This is a genomic window from Corynebacterium hindlerae (genome assembly GCF_014117265.1).
Lineage (GTDB): Bacteria > Actinomycetota > Actinomycetes > Mycobacteriales > Mycobacteriaceae > Corynebacterium > Corynebacterium hindlerae.
This window is the reverse complement of record NZ_CP059833.1, coordinates 2027889-2044846: the sequence shown is the minus strand read 5'-3', so window position 1 is coordinate 2044846 and position 16958 is coordinate 2027889. Positions and strand designations below refer to the sequence as shown.

Annotated in this window: 18 protein-coding genes; 8 read left to right on the top strand and 10 right to left on the bottom strand. The window is 58.4% G+C overall.

What is annotated here, in order from left to right:
* Positions 1-165 precede the first annotated feature (165 nt).
* The 4 genes from dusB to HW450_RS09865 all read left to right on the top strand — a co-directional run bounded on the left by dusB (position 166) and on the right by HW450_RS09865 (position 3751).
* Entirely contained in the window at positions 166-1311 is a 1146-nt protein-coding gene (gene dusB / locus HW450_RS09880; RefSeq protein ID WP_182385466.1) for a tRNA dihydrouridine synthase DusB, read from the top strand.
* Between the two features lie 48 nt (positions 1312-1359).
* Entirely contained in the window at positions 1360-2091 is a 732-nt protein-coding gene (gene phoU, locus HW450_RS09875) for a phosphate signaling complex protein PhoU (RefSeq protein WP_182385465.1), read from the top strand.
* 129 nt (positions 2092-2220) lie between these two features.
* Positions 2221-2607: a hypothetical protein gene (locus HW450_RS09870; RefSeq protein WP_182385464.1), complete on the top strand. Its 387-nt coding sequence runs from the start codon at positions 2221-2223 to the stop codon at positions 2605-2607.
* A gap of 1 nt (position 2608) precedes the next feature.
* The gene (locus HW450_RS09865) at positions 2609-3751 is read left to right on the top strand and encodes an MFS transporter (protein ID WP_182385463.1); all 1143 of its coding nucleotides are present in this window, start codon (positions 2609-2611) and stop codon (positions 3749-3751) included.
* 19 nt (positions 3752-3770) lie between these two features.
* On the opposite strand, the gene pstB is transcribed toward HW450_RS09865, so the two are convergent.
* From pstB to mshD, 5 genes are all read right to left on the bottom strand, one after another.
* Positions 3771-4547 carry a phosphate ABC transporter ATP-binding protein PstB gene (pstB, locus tag HW450_RS09860; protein ID WP_182385462.1) on the bottom strand — a complete coding sequence of 259 codons (777 nt, stop codon included), beginning with the start codon at positions 4545-4547 and terminating at the stop codon, positions 3771-3773.
* Between the two features lie 46 nt (positions 4548-4593).
* Positions 4594-5517, bottom strand: coding sequence for a phosphate ABC transporter permease PstA (gene pstA, locus HW450_RS09855; RefSeq protein WP_182385461.1), 924 nt, complete (start codon positions 5515-5517; stop codon positions 4594-4596).
* Between the two features lie 10 nt (positions 5518-5527).
* The gene (gene pstC / locus HW450_RS09850) at positions 5528-6589 is read right to left on the bottom strand and encodes a phosphate ABC transporter permease subunit PstC (protein ID WP_182385460.1); all 1062 of its coding nucleotides are present in this window, start codon (positions 6587-6589) and stop codon (positions 5528-5530) included.
* Positions 6590-6833: 244 nt separating this feature from the next.
* Positions 6834-7934: a phosphate ABC transporter substrate-binding protein PstS gene (gene pstS, locus HW450_RS09845; protein WP_232843241.1), complete on the bottom strand. Its 1101-nt coding sequence runs from the start codon at positions 7932-7934 to the stop codon at positions 6834-6836.
* Positions 7935-8102: 168 nt separating this feature from the next.
* Positions 8103-9002 carry a mycothiol synthase gene (gene mshD, locus HW450_RS09840; protein ID WP_182385458.1) on the bottom strand — a complete coding sequence of 300 codons (900 nt, stop codon included), beginning with the start codon at positions 9000-9002 and terminating at the stop codon, positions 8103-8105.
* Between the two features lie 37 nt (positions 9003-9039).
* Between mshD and HW450_RS09835 the strand changes: the two genes are divergently transcribed.
* Both HW450_RS09835 and HW450_RS09830 read left to right on the top strand, forming a co-directional pair.
* Positions 9040-9801, top strand: coding sequence for an LmeA family phospholipid-binding protein (locus tag HW450_RS09835; protein WP_182385457.1), 762 nt, complete (start codon positions 9040-9042; stop codon positions 9799-9801).
* Positions 9802-9818: 17 nt separating this feature from the next.
* The gene (locus tag HW450_RS09830; RefSeq protein ID WP_182385456.1) at positions 9819-10442 is read left to right on the top strand and encodes an FABP family protein; all 624 of its coding nucleotides are present in this window, start codon (positions 9819-9821) and stop codon (positions 10440-10442) included.
* On the opposite strand, the gene HW450_RS09825 is transcribed toward HW450_RS09830, so the two are convergent.
* Positions 10439-11290, bottom strand: a complete 852-nt coding sequence (locus HW450_RS09825; RefSeq protein WP_182385455.1) for an aminodeoxychorismate lyase — start codon at positions 11288-11290, stop codon at positions 10439-10441. The genes HW450_RS09830 and HW450_RS09825 overlap by 4 nt on opposite strands.
* Positions 11291-11312: 22 nt before the next feature.
* Here HW450_RS09825 and ygfZ point away from each other — a divergent pair, with 22 nt between their 5' ends.
* Together ygfZ and HW450_RS09815 are read left to right on the top strand one after the other, a co-directional pair.
* Positions 11313-12350, top strand: coding sequence for a CAF17-like 4Fe-4S cluster assembly/insertion protein YgfZ (gene ygfZ, locus HW450_RS09820; RefSeq protein ID WP_182387495.1), 1038 nt, complete (start codon positions 11313-11315; stop codon positions 12348-12350).
* Positions 12351-12578: 228 nt separating this feature from the next.
* Positions 12579-12791: a DUF3073 domain-containing protein gene (locus HW450_RS09815; RefSeq protein ID WP_182385454.1), complete on the top strand. Its 213-nt coding sequence runs from the start codon at positions 12579-12581 to the stop codon at positions 12789-12791.
* Between the two features lie 291 nt (positions 12792-13082).
* Here the strand turns inward: HW450_RS09815 and purM are convergent, their stop codons facing one another.
* The 4 genes from purM to HW450_RS09795 all read right to left on the bottom strand — a co-directional run bounded on the left by purM (position 13083) and on the right by HW450_RS09795 (position 16885).
* A complete protein-coding gene (gene purM / locus HW450_RS09810) occupies positions 13083-14153 on the bottom strand; it encodes a phosphoribosylformylglycinamidine cyclo-ligase (protein ID WP_182385453.1) in 1071 nt (356 codons plus the stop codon).
* Between the two features lie 22 nt (positions 14154-14175).
* The gene (purF, locus tag HW450_RS09805) at positions 14176-15675 is read right to left on the bottom strand and encodes an amidophosphoribosyltransferase (protein ID WP_232843239.1); all 1500 of its coding nucleotides are present in this window, start codon (positions 15673-15675) and stop codon (positions 14176-14178) included.
* Positions 15676-15710: 35 nt separating this feature from the next.
* Positions 15711-16427: a VIT1/CCC1 transporter family protein gene (locus HW450_RS09800; protein WP_182385451.1), complete on the bottom strand. Its 717-nt coding sequence runs from the start codon at positions 16425-16427 to the stop codon at positions 15711-15713.
* A gap of 77 nt (positions 16428-16504) precedes the next feature.
* The gene (locus HW450_RS09795; protein WP_182385450.1) at positions 16505-16885 is read right to left on the bottom strand and encodes a sterol carrier family protein; all 381 of its coding nucleotides are present in this window, start codon (positions 16883-16885) and stop codon (positions 16505-16507) included.
* Positions 16886-16958 lie beyond the last annotated feature (73 nt).

The following is a 16958-nucleotide window of genomic DNA, read 5'->3' as shown; positions in this document are numbered from 1 at the left end:
ATAGATGTCCATTACACATTAACTGATATTTGCAAAGATCACCCCCACAATAAACAAGTTCCTGGCGCCATTGCGGTAATTTCTCACCCTTTTTTGGGTAGTCGGCGCATTTCCCGCCTCACAAGGGAGTTTGATGTACTTCGCCAAAACCAGGACAATGAAGCTGTGCCTTTACAGATCGGATCTCTCACTCTGAACTCCCCCGTCGTGCTTGCCCCCATGGCCGGCGTGACCAACATGCCGTTTCGCGTGCTCTGTCGCGAACAGGAAATGGAGAAAATGGGCACCGTATCCGGGCTCTATGTGTGTGAAATGGTCACTGCCCGCGCACTAGTGGAGCGCAACGACAAAACCCTCCACATGACCACCTTCGCGCCCGTGGAAACGCCACGCTCCTTGCAGCTGTACACCACAGACCCGGAGTACACCTACAAGGCCGCAAAGATGATCGTCGACGAGGACCTTGCGGACCACATCGACATGAACTTCGGCTGCCCCGTCCCCAAAGTCACCCGGCGCGGCGGAGGTTCAGCACTCCCCTACAAGCGACGTCTATTCGGCAACATCGTCGCCGCCGCCGTCAAAGCCACCGAGGGTACGAGCATTCCGGTGACAGTAAAAATGCGCATTGGCATTGACGACGCCCACCACACGCATCTCGACGCCGGCCGCATCGCAGTGGAGGAAGGCGCCGCCGCCGTGGCCTTGCATGGTCGCACCGCCGCACAGCGCTATTCGGGAACCGCCGACTACCAGGAGATCCGCCGATTGAAGGAACATCTCGCACACACTCGGATCCCCGTGCTCGGCAACGGAGATATCTTCGCTGCCTCCGACGCATCCCGAATGCTGGCCGAAACAGGCTGCGATGGTGTGGTCATCGGCCGTGGGTGTTTGGGCAGGCCGTGGCTCTTTGCAGAACTCGCAGCGGAGCTCCAGGGCGTCGATAAGCCTGCGCCTCCGACGCTGGGCGAGGTGACCCGTATTATCTATCGCCACGCTGAGTTGCTCGCAGAGCACAGCGGTGAGGAGCATGGCCTGCGCGACATGCGCAAGCACATGGGATGGTACATGCGGGGGTTCCCGGTCGGGGGTGAAATGCGGGCCGCGTTATCGCAAATTTCCTCGCTGGCAGAATTGGCCGAAATTCTGAAGCCATTTTCCGATTCCGAGGCCCTGGCTGACGACTCCGAAGGACCCCGCGGAAGACAGGGCTCACCAGGCAAAGTTGTCCTTCCCGAGGGCTGGCTGGATGACCCTGAAGACGACACCGTGCCAGAGGGCGCAGATATTATGCACTCCGGCGGATAGCTGCACGCCAACGCGACAAAACAACTTATAACATCTAAGCTGTTTAACATGCGTACCGCCTTTAGGGACAGTTTGAATGCCTTCGCTGACGATGTCATCGTTTTATGCGACACGGTACGCTCCGTCGCGCAAAAATCCCTGACAGCCCTGCTAGAGGCAGATCTGCAGGAGGCGGAAGACGCTCTCACCCTGGCGGAAGAATTACCGGAAATTAAACGGCGTTGCGAACAGCGCGCCGTCGAATTGCTAGCAACGGAAGGTCCACTAGCACGTGATCTGCGCCAGGTGATTTCCTCGATTTACATTGTCGACGACCTCGCCCGCATGGGCATGCTCGCGCAGCATGTCGCGAAATCTGCGCGACGGCGCCATCCCGCGTGCGCTGTACCGGAGCCAGTGGTGCCCTACTTTGCTGAGGTGGCGCGCCTCAACCTGGAAATGGTGGACAAGATTCGGCACCTGCTCAGCAACGCCAACGCTGATGTCGCCATGGTCCTTGTGACCGACGACGACCTCGTCGACGACATCCACGAGCATCTCATGATGATGCTCACCCGGCGCGACTGGCCTCACGGCACCGTCGCAGCAGTGGACGTCACTCTCCTTTCTCGCTTCCTTGAACGCTTCGCTGACCACGCCGTGAACGTCGCTGCCCGAATCGTGTACCTCGCCACCGGGCTCACGCCACACGAATACCAAGAACGTCGCAACGAAGAACGCGAAGAAGCCGACTGGGCCAAGCGCTTCGCTGAGCTAGAGGCGCGGTTTAGCGAGCAGTAGGTACGACGGATCTGGCTTAGGGACGCCCGTTAGAAAAATTTCCAAATCGGCCACCAAAACGGCGTGCTCGTGTAAAGATTGTTTGTGTCACAAGACACACCGATCATCTTTGTTCTTGGAAGGAGCGATATGCCTGAGGTAACAAAACGCAGAATCGTCACATGGGGGGGGAGTACTCCCGAACGAATTGGCAATAGAACCGCAGTAGCTGAATCAAAGGTGGAAATTTCTTTTCCTAATTCAGAAACTAAAGACCGCTGTTTGGCAGCGTTAGATTCTTCTGACCGGCGTCTGGCAATGGGTCCGAAGACGGGTGGTTACGATTGGCAGGCAGTATCCGAAGAAGCGCTCTCCGACGGTAGCTTTATCATCCGATTTGGCGTCGCTTGGTATGATTCCGAGTTTTACCGAGAAAAGCGAGATGTTTTTTTCGGCAACGAGCACCGTGAACTTTTCGCATCTTTTGGAATCGATCCCTCTGAAGTAATAGTCAGCCACTGGGAGAAAGTAGCCTAGTGTGGCTTACCTGCGTAGCCTTCCCGCTCTGCAGTTGTTAATCGCCATTTTGGGGTCTGCCAGCGGTATTGCGGTTTCTTTGCAGTTGGTCGAATTGGGGTGGGGTACGTGGGTGATCACGTGGGCTGTTCTTGCTAATCTCCTCCCGTCGCTCATCGTGGCACCGCTAGTGGCACCGCTCATGGATTCGCTTCCGTTGAACCGCCTCGGTGCCGCGGCCCTCGGGCTTGAAGCTGTGGCGGCTATCGTTATCGTGTTGCTGGACACTCCTCCCCTGCTGTTGGGCTACGTCCTAGCGGTGGGTGTCCTGAGCTGCCTGACCAGTCCCATCTTGCTGACGCTAGCCTCAGAAGCAGAAACCACCGCTGCCGTGTCCTTTTCCAAGATGGATACCGCCAGAACGCTGGGATTATTGGTGGGGCCAGCATTAGGTGGTCTGCTGTTTGACCTTTCAGGATATAGAGTCCCCATTGTTTTGGAGGCTCTGGCACTGCTTTTCGGTGCGACAGTGCTGTTTCTCATGGCGACTCCGCCCACTCAAATCCCCCGTGAGAAATCCTGGCGAGCTCGCATTCTTGCAGCGCCTCGTTTTCTTATTACCGATCCGTCGACTCGCACCGCGCTCCTCGTTCTTACGCCGAGCGTAGCTTTTACTGCTGTCTATTCTGTGGCCAATATTTTCATTGCCCGCGACCTGCTCGGGTTAACCGGCGTCGGGTACGCAGTGATTATTCAGTGTTTCGTTGTCGGGAGGATCATCGGCGCGCGTCTGGGCTCCCGGATCAGTGCTGCATTGCCAACGCTCATTGCATCCAGCTTAGCCATGGGGTCAGGGCTAGTGGTGGCGGGGATCTCCACAGCGGTCTTCCTGGTCGGGCTCGGGTTCTTCGTTTCCGGCGTCGCGAACTCTGTGCAAGTGGCTGCGTTGCGCTTGGTTATCGCGGCCGAGGCGGGACCGTTGCTGCCGAAGGCGCTCAGTTCGGTGGGGTCTATCAATTCCGGTGCGATGCTGGTAGGCACTGTGGGGGCAACGCCGCTTATCGACGCTTCCGGCCCCTCTCACGCACTTGCTATTGCTGGCTGCGGGACCATTTTTGCAGCTTTGGCCGGCGCCGGATACGCAAAATGGGCCAGCCGAAGCTGACCCATTTGAGTTCTAATAATTATCCGAAGCGGCCAGAGATGTAGTCTTCGGTTTCCTTCTTATCTGGATTTTCGAAGATCTTGGTAGTAGGGCCAACTTCAACCAAGCGACCTGGCTTGCCGGTGGCTTCCAGGGAGTAGAACGCGGTCTGGTCGGACACACGGGCTGCCTGCTGCATGTTGTGGGTCACGATCACGATGGTGAAGTCTTCCTTCAGTTCGTGGATCAGGTCCTCAACGGCAAGGGTGGAGATTGGATCCAGAGCGGAGCAAGGCTCGTCCATGAGGAGAACCTCAGGCTCGACGGCAATAGCGCGGGCGATGCAGAGACGCTGCTGCTGTCCACCGGAAAGGCCACCGCCTGGCTTGTCGAGGCGGTCCTTGACCTCTTCCCATAGGTTCGCGCCACGCAGGGAACGTTCTGCAACCTCGGCGAGCTTCTTCTTGTTCTTCTCACCGGCGAGCTTCAAACCGGCGACAACGTTATCCTCGATGGACATAGTTGGGAAAGGGTTAGCCTTCTGGAATACCATGCCGATGGTGTTGCGGACTGCTACTGGGTCAACCTTTGGGCCGTAGATGTCTTCGCCGTCCAGCAGGATCTGCCCCTTGACGGTAGCGCCTGGGGTAACTTCATGCATACGGTTCAGGGTGCGCAGCACCGTGGACTTGCCACAGCCGGATGGACCAATGAAGGCGGTCACAGACCTTGGTGGCACGTGCAAGTTAACGTCCTGTACGGCATGGAAGTCACCGTAGTAAATGTTGACGTTTTTCAGATCGAGGCTCTTAGCCATCGGTGTCTCCTTTGATGAAAAGTGTGAATGTAGGTGAACGAGGAAGTTACTGCTTAATCGAGAACTTCGCGGAAATGATTCGTGCACCGATGTTGAGCACAGCGATGATGAAAACGAGGGTGAAAGCGGCACCCCACATCTTGTCCAGCACAGCCGGAGTGGAGCCGGCCTTGTACATATCCAGCATCATCAATGGCAGCGAAGACTGCGGAGCCGCGAAGGGGTTCCAGTTGATGGCCTGCGTGGAGCCCACCAGGATCAGGACCGGAGCAGACTCGCCCATCACACGGGCGATGGCCAGCATAACGCCGGTGACGATGCCAGAGAGAGCGGTAGGAAGAACGATCTTGGCAATGGTCTTCCACTTCGGCACGCCCAGGGCGTACGACGCTTCGCGCAGATCCTGTGGCACCACGCGCAACATTTCCTCGGTGTTACGGACGATAACCGGGACCATAAGCAACACCAGGGCCAGTGCCACTGCAATACCGGAACGCTGGAAACCGAACAGCACGATCCACACCGAGTAGATGAACAGCGCGGAGACGATCGATGGCACACCGGTGAGGATGTCCACCATGAATGTGGTGATGCGGCCGAGCCGGTTGCCGTTGGAGTATTCCACCAGGTAGATAGCGGTGAAGATACCGATTGGGATAGAGATCAGAGATGTGATCCCGGCCTGCACAAAAGTGCCGATGATAGCGTGGGCCGCGCCGCCACCTGGCAGGGTGTACAGCACGCCCTTCTGGGACTTTGCCCACCAGTCAGCAGACAACGTCGGACCCAGACCCTTGGAGATGACTTCGTAAAGTACCCACACCAATGGAATGAACGCGAGGAACATGGCGAAGTAAATGATGCCGGTTGCCACAGCGTCGGCGGTCTTACGCCCAGCAGAAATGTCAGTGAACGCTGACTGCTTCTTGATCAGCTGATCAGTGTTCATGTTGTCTACAGCTTGTGTCATGTCGATCTACCTACTTCTTCTTGTTCACGACGGCACGCGCTGCAGCGTTCACAAGGAACGTCAGGAAGAACAGCACCAGACCTGCGGCAATGTAGGCGCCGGCCTTTATGTCGTTGTTGAATTCTGGAGCAGCGTTAGCAATCACAGTTGCGAAGGTGGTACCACCGTCGAACAGGGATGCGCGGAACGCGGAGGAAGGAGACACCACCAGGTAGAGCGCCATCGTTTCACCGAGCGCACGGCCGAGTCCCAGCATGCCACCGGAGATGTAGCCGGACATGCCGAATGGCAGCACGGTCAGCTTCACCACTTCCCAGCGGGTAGCGCCGAGAGCGAGAGCGGATTCAATATGTCCCTTTGGAGTCTGGACAAAAACCTCACGCGCGGTTGCGGCAATAATCGGCAGGATCATGACCGCGAGCACGATGCCACCAGTGAGCATATTTCGCGAGGTAGCGAAAGAAGGAGAGTTGGAGTAGTGGGCGAAAAGGAAGAAACCATTGCCCCAGCTGTTGATCCATTCGAAGAAACCAGACAGAGCTGGGCCGAGAACCTTAGCACCCCACAGGCCGTACACGATGGACGGCACAGCAGCCAGCAGGTCCACCAGGAAACCCAGTGGTTTGACCAAACGCTTAGGCGCATAGTTGGAGAGGAAGATCGCGATACCAAGTGCCACAGGCATAGCGATGATCAGCGCGACGATGGACACAGTGAAGGTCACAGCAAGCAGGTTCGGGATACCGAAGTACATTGCTTCGGTATCAGCGGTGTTCCAGTCCCCGGTGTAGGTGAAGAACCCGCCCAAACCTTCGGCGTTGTTCATGAGCGACGGTACAGCACGCCAGAGCAGGAACGCACCAACGGCTGCGATGATGACGGAGATCGTCACTGCAGAAGACGTGGAGAGGAATTCGAAAACGCGGTCACCTGGTCGTTTTACTGACCCGACATTTGTTGCAACGAGTGCAGGGGGCTTAGCAACGCTTGCACCGGTGGAAGTAGCGATGACGTCGTCAGCGCGCTCCTCACCGAGAAGGTCTGCGCCCTGGCCGGCGAGTTTTTCAGCCATTCGGAAAAGTCCTTAAAGCTTGCAGTTGTACGAAGTGTGGCTGGTCGTCTCTCACAATGTGACGGCGTTATCCTGTTTGCTTCCGACGCCTGATCCATGAGAATTTATTTTCCCAACCAAAGCACCCTCGTTGAGTTTTGATGCTCAACGAGGGCATAGGTTTTCGCTTTCAAGCAAAGCGAAAAAGTTTAACGGAAAGTGAGGCGCAGCCCTCAGGGCTATCCTCACTCCGGGCAATCAAGATTTACTTGATGGCGTCGACGGCGGCGGTCAGCTTGTCCTTGAACTCACCTTCGACTGGGATGTAGCCCAGTTCCTCGAGGTCGGAGCCCTGGTTAGCAAGTGCTACCTTCAGGAAGTCCTTCACGCGGCCGGAGGTCTCAGCGTCGTAACCAGCGGAGCACACGATCTCGTAGGTGGTGAGAACGAGTGGGTATGCGCCGGCTTCCTTCATTTCGAAGAGCTTGGTGGAGTCAACAACCATGTTGTGGCCCTCGCCCTTGTAAGAGAGGTTAGCCAGAGCCTTGTTCACAGACTCGTTGCTCAGCTCCACTGCACCGGAACCGAAGTCGATCTTTGCCACGCCCAGGCCAGCGTCCTTAGCAAAGCCAGCCTCAACGTAGGTGATGCCACCTTCGGTCTTCTCTACTTCGCCAACAACGCCGGTGGAGCCGTTAGCGCCAGCACCGACTGCAGCTGGGAAGGACTTGCCAGAGCCTTCCCAGACACCGTTAGAGGTAGCCTTCAGGAACTTCTGGAAGTTATCGGTGGTGCCGGATTCCTCAGAACGGTACACAACCTTGATATCAAGCTCAGGGAGCTTAGCGTCCTTGTTCAGCTCTACAATCTCAGGAGCGTTCCACTTGGTGATTTCGCCCTTGAAGATCTTGGCGGTGACCTCAGGAGTCAGCACGACGCTGTCAACACCAGGAATGTTGTATGCAACAGCAACGGGGCCGATCACCATTGGCAGGTGCCATGCTTCGTTGCCTTCACAGCGCTGCTTTGCGGCTTCGACCTGATCGTCCTTCAGTGGGGAGTCAGAGCCACCGAAAGCAACCTGACCAGCGATGAACTGCTTCTGGCCGGACCCGGATCCGGAAGCGGTGTAGGAGAAGGTAGCACCTGGGACGGCCTCGGAGTACTTAATACCGAACAGGTCTACAGCCTTCTGCTGAGAGGAGGCGCCTTCGGCCACCAGCTGGCCGGTGGTGTTGGACAGACCCTCGACCTTGGTAGTGCCGTCGGAACCATTCTCGGAGGTTTCAGAGCAGGCAGTCAAAGCAATGGAACCAGCGGCGACAGCGCCCAGGACAGCGACAGTGCGCTTGAAGTTGCGAATCACAGGATTTCCTCCGGTGCAGTAAAAGTTATGGGTATTCGGGCAACAACCACATGGTGTTGCTTCGCTAAGCAACCTAGGGGGTACAGATTTCCAAAAGGGGCCCATAAGGTTAACTTTTGATGAATTTCCACAACTTTCCCGGAACCAATGCTGCAAAACGCTCGGATTTTACCTACTTATTCGATACAAACTGTGCCGTTCTATGACAGCGAACCCCAAGCTTTCATACGTTGCCACTGCCGGCTCATTATCAGCTTCTACATATAGAATTACCTGCGGATATCCATGCTTTTGCATGAAGTTGACCCCCAGCAAGGTAATAGGTTTCCCCAGCCCCTTCCCCCGCGAAGTACTGGACAATCCCACCACGTACACTTCACCGGTGTTTTCCCCACCGGCCACCTCCTGTGATCTTTGGCACTTTGTCCAATGGAACCCTGCCAGTGTGGTCGGCTCACCCCCGGAAGGTGCTTCCCACAGCAGCAGCACCCCTTCCGGATCAAACCAGGGCGCTTCCTGGGCACGTTCCCAGCGCTGCATATCCCACCCTCCCTGCTCCGGGTGCCAGCTAAATGCCTCATTGTTCACCCGCAACAGCTCAGCATCGGCTTTCTCTCCCCATAGCTTGCGGGCAGCTGCCAAGCTCATAACTTCGTATCCAGCGGGGAATTCCGCCTGTGGGGCCGGCTCAGTCAACCGCATGACCAGCAATTCGCGTGTTTTTGTGGCTGCCAACTGGGCTGCCAGGTGTTGTGCTGGCGCGAGGTCGCCGTGCGCCCACACGTCGCCAGGCCCGTGGGCGTCGATAAGCGCGCTCGCAATGCCTTGCCGACGCCAACCTGGGTCCACCACAAGCTCCGCCGTTGCGCCATCATGGGCGAGCACTCCGACAATATTCTCCCCGGACTTAGCGATGAGGTGTGTGTGGCCGAGTCGGGGGTCGCTAAGGCCTAGCAAAAACTGCTCCGAGAACGGGTCGCAACCGTCTGTGGACGCTGCTCGTTCGATGAGTGCGTGGACGTCAGGGGGCAGCGGCGCCTGGTCGGACTGGATGTCAAAGGTAGTCATAGCAACCGAGGCTAGTTGATCGAGTAAGAATAGAGGTGTGCAGAAATCTCCCCGTCTTCGAATCACCGCACTACTGCTGGGACTCGTTCTGATTCTCAGTTGGCTTGTGGACAGCGTCGTTGCAGCGCGAGCCGAACGCACTCTCGCCGCCGATGTCCAGCACTATTCCCGGCTCAGCGTGGCACCACGCATCCACCTTGGGGGGTTTCCTTACCTCGCTAATCTGTGGCGCACAACCACACCTTCGCTCAGCGCAGAAATGCTTGATGTGGATGTGCCCGGATTCGGCATGATGAACGCCCGCACCGAGGTCACCGACCTCACCCTTGATCGCACTGAAATCCTCACCGGAAGGCTCAGCGAAGCACCCGCCAAACTTGTCACGCGCAACCTGCGTCTCGACGGCGTGGCCTTGGGCGCCCAGTTAGACATTACAGACCTCGATATTTCCAATCCCTACGACATCTCCCCCTCCGGCGGGCCTGCATCTGAGGTACAACTGACCGGCACCCCACAAGGCTTTGACAAGCCCGTGACTGTTGTCGCCAAACTCCGGATCAACGGCACGAGCATCACCATGACCCCGGATCGCTACATCGACGTTCCCGAAGACCGTGAACGAGAAGCAAAAGACGCCTTCACTTGGACTATTGACAGCCGTTCCCTTCCCCTGCCTGCACCGGTCAACCGGGTGTACTGCGCCGGCGGATCCATCTACTTTGAAGCCGAACAACGCAGTACCACCGTCGACGCCAGCAACCTGTCTCCCATCTCCAAGTTGGAGGACGAGAAAGACTAACCGCTAGGCTAGAGGCCATGAATGACAACTCCCTAAGCGGCTCCGAAGCCGTCAACCTGGCAGCAGAGCAAGCGAAACATACCGCTGACCGCAACATCCCAGGCCTAGGTGAACTTCCCATTCCTGATGACACCGCAAACCTCCGCCAAGGCCCCAGTCTGCACGATGGCCTCCTGGCGCTGCTTCCTTTGATCGGCGTGTGGCGCGGCGAGGGCCAGGCCGACACCGCGGTGGACGGCCAGTACAACTTCGGCCAGGAAATCACCTTCGCCCACGACGGCGAGAACTACATCGCCTACAATTCCCGCTTCTGGAAACTCGACGAAGAAGGCAACCCAACCGGCGCCGACCTGCGCGAAACCGGGTTCATCCGCATCGACCTCAAAGACGAGATCGAGTTCATCCTCTGCCACTCCACCGGTGTCGTAGAAATTTTCTACGGCAACCCGCTCAACGAGCGCGCCTGGCAGCTGGAATCGGCATCCACCATGGTCACATCCTCTGGGCCTGCTGCTCTAGGCCCCGGTAAACGCCTCTACGGCCTCCTACCCACCAATGAGCTGGGCTGGGTGGACGAGCGCCTCGTGGCGGGCGAAATGCGACCTAGAATGTCCGCCCAACTCAAGCGCGTGATCGGCTAGCGCCCCAGCAGCTCTCGAACGGTATCCAAGTCGCCGCGGGACTTCAGGGGGGCGTCGTCAAGCTGCGTGACCCGCACCGCGCCCCGCGTCGACGACACCAGCCACACCTGGTCTGCCTTGAGCAAGTCGCCGTAATACATCGGCTTTTCTCGGCAGTTCCAGCCCGCTTTCAGTGCGCGCTTGAATAAGAGCGCTTGGGTGGTGCCGGCGAGGACCTCGGCGCCCGGCTGTGGGGTGCGAATTTTGTTGCCACGCACAGTAATGATCGTGGAGGTTGCCCCTTCGAGGACCTGTTCACCGTCGGTGAAGATAACATCGTCAAAGCCCCGACTGCGGGCGTAACGCAACGCGGCCATGTTCTCCGCATATGCCAGAGTCTTCGCGCCAGTGATACTCCACGGCGCAGGTTTGGTGAGCTGATAGCCCCGCGGTCCGGTGAGCACTTTCACTCCCTCAGCGTGCTGCCGAAGGATTTCCTCGCTCAGGGGCTTGACCACAAGCCACGTGCTCGGAATGTCTGGTCGGGAGGCCCTGCCCCGCGACATCGTCCAGGTACAGGCGGCTTCCCCGTCCCCGTGCAGCGATGCCCACTTCTCAGCTGCTTCCCGGGTCGCGGTAGCCCAATGGTCCGGGTTCGGCGCTGGCAGCCCCAGCAAAGTGGCAGAACGAATGAAACGGGCCAGGTGGCGGTCCAGGTTGACCGGCGTGCCCGCCACAATGCGAATGGATTCAAATACCCCGTCGCCACGGGTTACGGCAGCATCGTCCCAGAAGAGCATGGGCAACGCAGGGCTGTGTTCCCGAGTGGAACCGCCGAATGGCTCAAGGATATAGATCAGTGGGCTCATACCCTCTAGGCTACGCGCTAACATCGGTTTTGTGACTGACTACGTTTCCCCGCTGCTCTCCCGAGCAGGCGCAGCGCCACTGACCGACGACACACTCATCGACCACCACGGCGTGGCCTGGCACTACGGCGACCCGTTGGGCGAACAACGATTCACATCCGCCATTATTGACCGCTCCCATCGAGTGGTGATTGCTGTGTCCGGCCCCGACGCCCCGGCGTTCCTCAACAACCTAGTGAGCCAAAAGCTCGATGACGCTCCTGACGGTTTCAGCGCCGCCGCACTCGACCTCGACGCCCAAGGCCACATCCTCCACCACATGGACGTCACACGCCAGGAAGATACCTTCTACCTGGACGTTCCCCACCTCCAGGCCGATTCGCTCCTGGACTACCTCCGCAAAATGGTGTTCTGGTCCGATGTCACCATTGACGTCACCAACCTTGGAATCCTCACCCTCTTCGGCACGCTCCCCCTCCCCGAAGGCTGCCTCGCCCGCATCGTCGATTGGGCCGGACCGCCCAGGACCGACCTGTTTGTGGAACGCACGCTTATCGACGCCACAACCGCTCAACTCGAGTCCGCCGGAGGGCAACTCGCCGGTCTTATGACCTTCACCGCCGCGAGGGTCAACGCCCGCGAGCCGGAACTCGCAGCAGACCTGGACGCAAAATCCATCCCTCACGAATCCACAGAGCTCCTGCGCCGCGCAGTCCATCTGGACAAGGGTTGCTACCGCGGACAAGAAACCGTCAGCCGGGTGCATAACCTCGGACGTTCCCCTCGCGCCCTCGTCCTCCTGCACCTCGATGGTTCTGCACCAACCCAACCCGCCCCCGGAACCCCGATAACTTCCGGAGGACGCACCGTCGGTAGGTTGGGGACCGTGGTGCATGACCACGAGCTGGGTCCTATCGCCCTTGGATTAGTCAAACGCAGCGCTATGTCCGCCACGCTGGTAGCTGGCGACACCGCATTGGCGGTCGATCCAGATTCAATCCCTGACGATTCGACACCACGACCGGGCCGAGCCGCCATCGATCGACTCCGCGGGCTCTAACACGGGGTAACACCACATTTGCCCTAACTTCACTATCTTCGCAGGTAACAGCGCTATCCGTGGTGTGGTCCTCAGATTTTTCGCGACGCGAACCCAAAAATCGTAGCCCCGTTTGAGCATTTTTCGTCACTACCCGCTATTGTGTCTTACAGGAATACACTTATTTAGAAATCAAGCCCTGGGGCGACGGTCTTCCGTTCGCCCCGTTTACTCCAAGGGGGTCAGGCCATGGGTCGCGGCCGTGCCAAGGCAAAGCAAGCCAAGGTTGCTCGTCAGTTGAAGTACAACACGCCGGATATGGATTTGGACTCGCTCCAGCGCGAGCTCGCAGGAAAGTCTCAAGCAGACTCCTCCTACGACGAGTCCAACGACTACGAAGATCCATATGCGGAATGGGTTGAAGACGACTGGGACGAGGCTCCTGAAGCGGGCAAGCGCTAACTCCTGCTCCAACCCAAAGCTCTAGCGAGGTAAGAGAACATTCTCTTACCTCGCTTTGCCGTGCCCGTGGTGACCTAGGGCAGGTGCCGATCTAGGGGCCACGCCACCAAAAATGCGAGTCCTGGAATTCGAGTCTCGGATGAAATAGCAAATGTGCAGCACAAAAATGGGGTTATATTCACCGAGACTCGAATTCCACGTCTCGCGTTCAGCTTGTGTGGTGCCCCGCAAGCATAGGAACTAATGCAAAGCCGGGCCTCTCAACGGGCCCGGCTTATGAAGCAGATTTTTTTAGGCGTCCGGGTGTGCACCCTTGAGGATGGCGCGGTCGCTCTCCCCATCTGCGGCAGAGCGGACGGTTCCGAGCTCCCAGGCGTCGATATGCCGTGCGGTGAGCATGGCGAGCGCGCGGTCGCGGTCTTCGGCGGCAACGACGGCGACCATGCCGATGCCCATGTTGAAGGTCTTCTCCATCTCTTCCTGTGGCACCTTGCCCAGGCGTTCGATGGTGCGGAAGATTGGGCCTGGGGTCCAGGTCGCACGGGACATCTCAGCGACCATGCCTTCTGGGATGATACGAACCATGTTGCCCACTAGTCCGCCACCGGTAACGTGGCAGAAGGTGTGGACTTCGCATTCGTTGGCCAGCGCGAGGCAGTCTTTGGCGTAGATGCGGGTTGGTTCGAGGAGTTCTTCACCGAGGGTGCGGCCAAGCTCATCCATGTGGGTATCCAGTGGCAGTGCAGCCTTTTCCAGCAGGACGTGGCGGGCCAAGGAGTAGCCGTTGGAGTGCAGACCGGAGGACTTCATCGCGATCAGTACGTCGCCGGTGCGCACGCGGTCGGGGCCGAGGAGCTCCTCAGCTTCCACAACGCCCACTGCGGTAGCGGATACGTCGTAGTGGTCGGGTTCCATCACGCCGGGGTGTTCCGCGGTTTCGCCGCCCAGGAGCGCGCAACCTGCCTGGACGCAGCCTTCTGCGATACCCGCAACGATCTGAGCCACGTGCTCTGGAACAACCTTGCCAATGGCGATGTAGTCCTGCAGGAACAGTGGTTCCGCGCCACAGACGACCAGGTCATCAACGCACATTGCCACCAGGTCGATGCCGATGGTGTCGTGCTTGTCCATAGCCTGAGCCACGGCCAGCTTAGTTCCCACGCCGTCGGATCCGGCAGCGAGCAGTGGCTCCTTGTACTTGCCCAGGGCAAACAGTCCAGCAAAGCCACCGAGGCTACCGCGAACCTCAGGTCGGGTAGCGCGCTTGGCGTGTGGTGCGAACAGTTCCACCGCGCGGTCGCCAGCTTCAATGTCCACGCCAGCGGCAGCGTACGAGGTCACTTGTTCGTTGTTGTCAGTCATCGGTGTGTTCACTTCTCCTGGGTTAGTTTTCTGCCTGCATGGTCTTCACGAGCTCCGCATTGGCGTTGCCCTCCGGCAGCCCGAGTGGGTACTTGCCGTCGAAGCATGCGCAGCACAAGTTCTCGCGCTGTTCTCCGGTGGCAGCGACCATGCCGTCCACGGAGACGTAGCCGAGGGAGTCCGCCCCCAACGCCACGCGAACCGACTCCACCATGGCTGCCTCATTTGAGTCATCCACGTTGTTCGCGATCAGCTCACCTGGGGACGCGAAATCAATGCCGTAGAAGCAGGGCCACTTCACTGGTGGCGAAGCAATACGGACGTGTACTTCCGCGGCGCCGGCCTCGCGCAGCATTCGGATCAAGGCACGCTGAGTATTGCCACGGACGATGGAATCATCCACCACTACGAGCTTTTTACCAGCGATCTCCCCCTTGAGCGGGTTGAGCTTGAGGCGGATACCGAGCTGGCGAATAGTCTGCGTTGGCTGAATGAAGGTACGGCCCACGTAAGCGTTCTTCACTAGGCCGAGGCCAAATGGGATACCGGAGCCTTGCGCGTAGCCCACTGCGGCTGGTGTGCCTGAATCTGGGGTTGGCATCACCATGTCAGCGTCTGCCGGCCATTCCTTCGCCAGTCGACGACCGATTTCCACGCGGCTGGCATGGACCGAATGTCCGGAGATGACGGAGTCTGGGCGTGCGAGGTAGACGTGCTCGAACACGCACAGTTTGCGGGTTGGTTCCGCGAAGCGGACGCTGTGGATACCGGAAGCGTCGATACGCAGCAGCTCGCCCGGTTCTACGTCGCGAACGAAAGACGCGCCCACGATATCGAGCGCACAGGTCTCCGAGGCAACAACCCAGCCGGAATCGAGACGGCCGATGGACAGTGGCCGGACGCCGTGCGGGTCGCGAGCAGCGTAGAGGCTTTTGCCGTCCATGAAGGTGAGACAGAACGCTCCCTTGATACGAGGAAGGAGTTCCTGGGCAGATTGGAAGATCGTCTTGCCGTCACGGGCATTGTTCGCCAGCAGCGCTGTCATGATGTCGGAGTCAGACGGGTGGGAGTCCTTGCTCACCAGCCCCAGAGCTGTGGCTTCTTCCAACAGTTCTACGTAGTTAACGAGGTTGCCATTGTGTCCGAGTGCCACGTCAATATCGTCTGGGGTAACCCGGAACATAGGTTGGGAGTTTTCCCAGGAGACACCACCTGCGGTGGAGTAGCGAGTATGCCCCACTGCAAGGTCGCCTTTAAGGGCACCCAAGGATTGCTCGTCAAAGACTTGGGAGACTAGGCCCAAGTCTTTGAATACGACGATTGAATCACCATCGCCTACCGCGATGCCTGCGGCTTCTTGCCCGCGGTGCTGCAGAGCGTATAGGCCGTAGTAGGTAAGTTTTGCAACGTCTTCACCCGGGGCCCACACACCGAAAACACCACACTCTTCACGAGGGGCATTTTCACCGTGGTCATCCAAATCCGGGCGCTTAAAAGTACGGTCGTCTACCACAGTGTTCATCGTAGCCGGTCTAGGTCTCAACCACCACATTCCGGTTAGGTCACCGACACCCCGAAAAGCCAACCGATCAGGTATGTCACCCCAAGCGCGAGTGCGCCACCAACAACGAGGCGGGTAACCGAGCGCCCCTTGCTAGAGTCAGAGAACTTCGCGGACAACCCACCGGTAAGGGTGAGCGCCACCACCGTACCCAGCAGGATCACCCACACCCGCGCCTGGACTGGTGCGAAAATCGCGCACAGGAACGGAATCATCGCACCAACTACAAAGGACACGGCACTAGACCCCGCAGCCACCCATGGGTTGGTCAGCTCTTCCGCGTCCATACCCAGCTCCATATCGAGATGAGCAGCTAGAGCATTACTGTTCTCCATCTCAGTGGCGGCAATCTCTGCCGTTTCCGCCGACATGCCCTTTTCTTTTAATATCCCGACCAGCTCAGCATGTTCATGGTCTGGGAAATGCTCCAGCTCCCACTTTTCTTTAGCCACGAGCTGTCGTTCGGTGTCTCGTTGTGCGGAGACGGAGACGTATTCGCCGAGCGCCATGGAGACAGCGCCGGAGGCGACGGATGCGATGCCTGCCGTCATGAGTTCTTTGGAACCGGCACCGGCGGCGGCCACACCCATCAGCAGGCCTGCGACTGAGACGATGCCGTCATTCGCACCCAACACCCCGGCGCGCAGCCAGTTGAGTTTAGAGTTCACGCCCGTTGCGTGTGGTTCAAAAAATTCTTGGTCGTGGCCGGTCATGATGGACGCTCCCTTACACATATCAGGCGTTACTAATCCATAATGCTAACCACTATTTCCGCAGGTCACAACGAAGTTTAGCCTAGGTTTAGTATGGGTAGCCAATGCTCTATCTCACCCGCGCGGGTGCCTGAGCAGTCTTTTTTTGCTGTCGCGAAAGCTTCCATGCCCGTTGCTACTCGAAGCCACTCGCGCGGCGACATCTCCACCACATTCGGTGGCGTCCCCCTGGTATGCCGTGGCCCCTGAATGCATTGCACAGCCACGAACGGCGGCACACGCAGCTCCACGCTCTGCCCCGGCGCGGTCTGCGCTAGGGTCCGGGCGGTGAGGCGGGTGGCGTCGGCAAGCTGGCTTCTCGACGGCCGTTGCCCGCAATCCTCGTCCCTAATCCAATCGGCGATGGCGAGGACAGCCGCGCGGGTTTCGGCGGGATCCACTTTCTTGGGGGTAGGCATAGGCTCGGCTTCCATGTTGCTGAGGTGACAAGAATATATAGTGAATTCTTACGTTCATGTAGTTACTCGATCT

What these genes read in the sequence shown, in the direction of transcription:
- HW450_RS09825 (WP_182385455.1), bottom strand. Translation starts at nt 11,290, where the DNA reads ATGAGCCCACTGATCTATATCCTTGAGCCATTCGGCGGTTCCACTCGG.
- pstA (WP_182385461.1), bottom strand. Translation starts at nt 5,517, where the DNA reads ATGACACAAGCTGTAGACAACATGAACACTGATCAGCTGATCAAGAAG.
- HW450_RS09830 (WP_182385456.1), top strand. Translation starts at nt 9,819, where the DNA reads ATGAATGACAACTCCCTAAGCGGCTCCGAAGCCGTCAACCTGGCAGCA.
- purF (WP_232843239.1), bottom strand. Translation starts at nt 15,675, where the DNA reads ATGAACACTGTGGTAGACGACCGTACTTTTAAGCGCCCGGATTTGGAT.
- purM (WP_182385453.1), bottom strand. Translation starts at nt 14,153, where the DNA reads ATGACTGACAACAACGAACAAGTGACCTCGTACGCTGCCGCTGGCGTG.
- HW450_RS09800 (WP_182385451.1), bottom strand. Translation starts at nt 16,427, where the DNA reads ATGACCGGCCACGACCAAGAATTTTTTGAACCACACGCAACGGGCGTG.
- HW450_RS09795 (WP_182385450.1), bottom strand. Translation starts at nt 16,885, where the DNA reads ATGCCTACCCCCAAGAAAGTGGATCCCGCCGAAACCCGCGCGGCTGTC.
- HW450_RS09870 (WP_182385464.1), top strand. Translation starts at nt 2,221, where the DNA reads ATGCCTGAGGTAACAAAACGCAGAATCGTCACATGGGGGGGGAGTACT.
- mshD (WP_182385458.1), bottom strand. Translation starts at nt 9,002, where the DNA reads ATGACTACCTTTGACATCCAGTCCGACCAGGCGCCGCTGCCCCCTGAC.
- pstC (WP_182385460.1), bottom strand. Translation starts at nt 6,589, where the DNA reads ATGGCTGAAAAACTCGCCGGCCAGGGCGCAGACCTTCTCGGTGAGGAG.
- HW450_RS09815 (WP_182385454.1), top strand. Translation starts at nt 12,579, where the DNA reads ATGGGTCGCGGCCGTGCCAAGGCAAAGCAAGCCAAGGTTGCTCGTCAG.
- pstB (WP_182385462.1), bottom strand. Translation starts at nt 4,547, where the DNA reads ATGGCTAAGAGCCTCGATCTGAAAAACGTCAACATTTACTACGGTGAC.
- phoU (WP_182385465.1), top strand. Translation starts at nt 1,360, where the DNA reads ATGCGTACCGCCTTTAGGGACAGTTTGAATGCCTTCGCTGACGATGTC.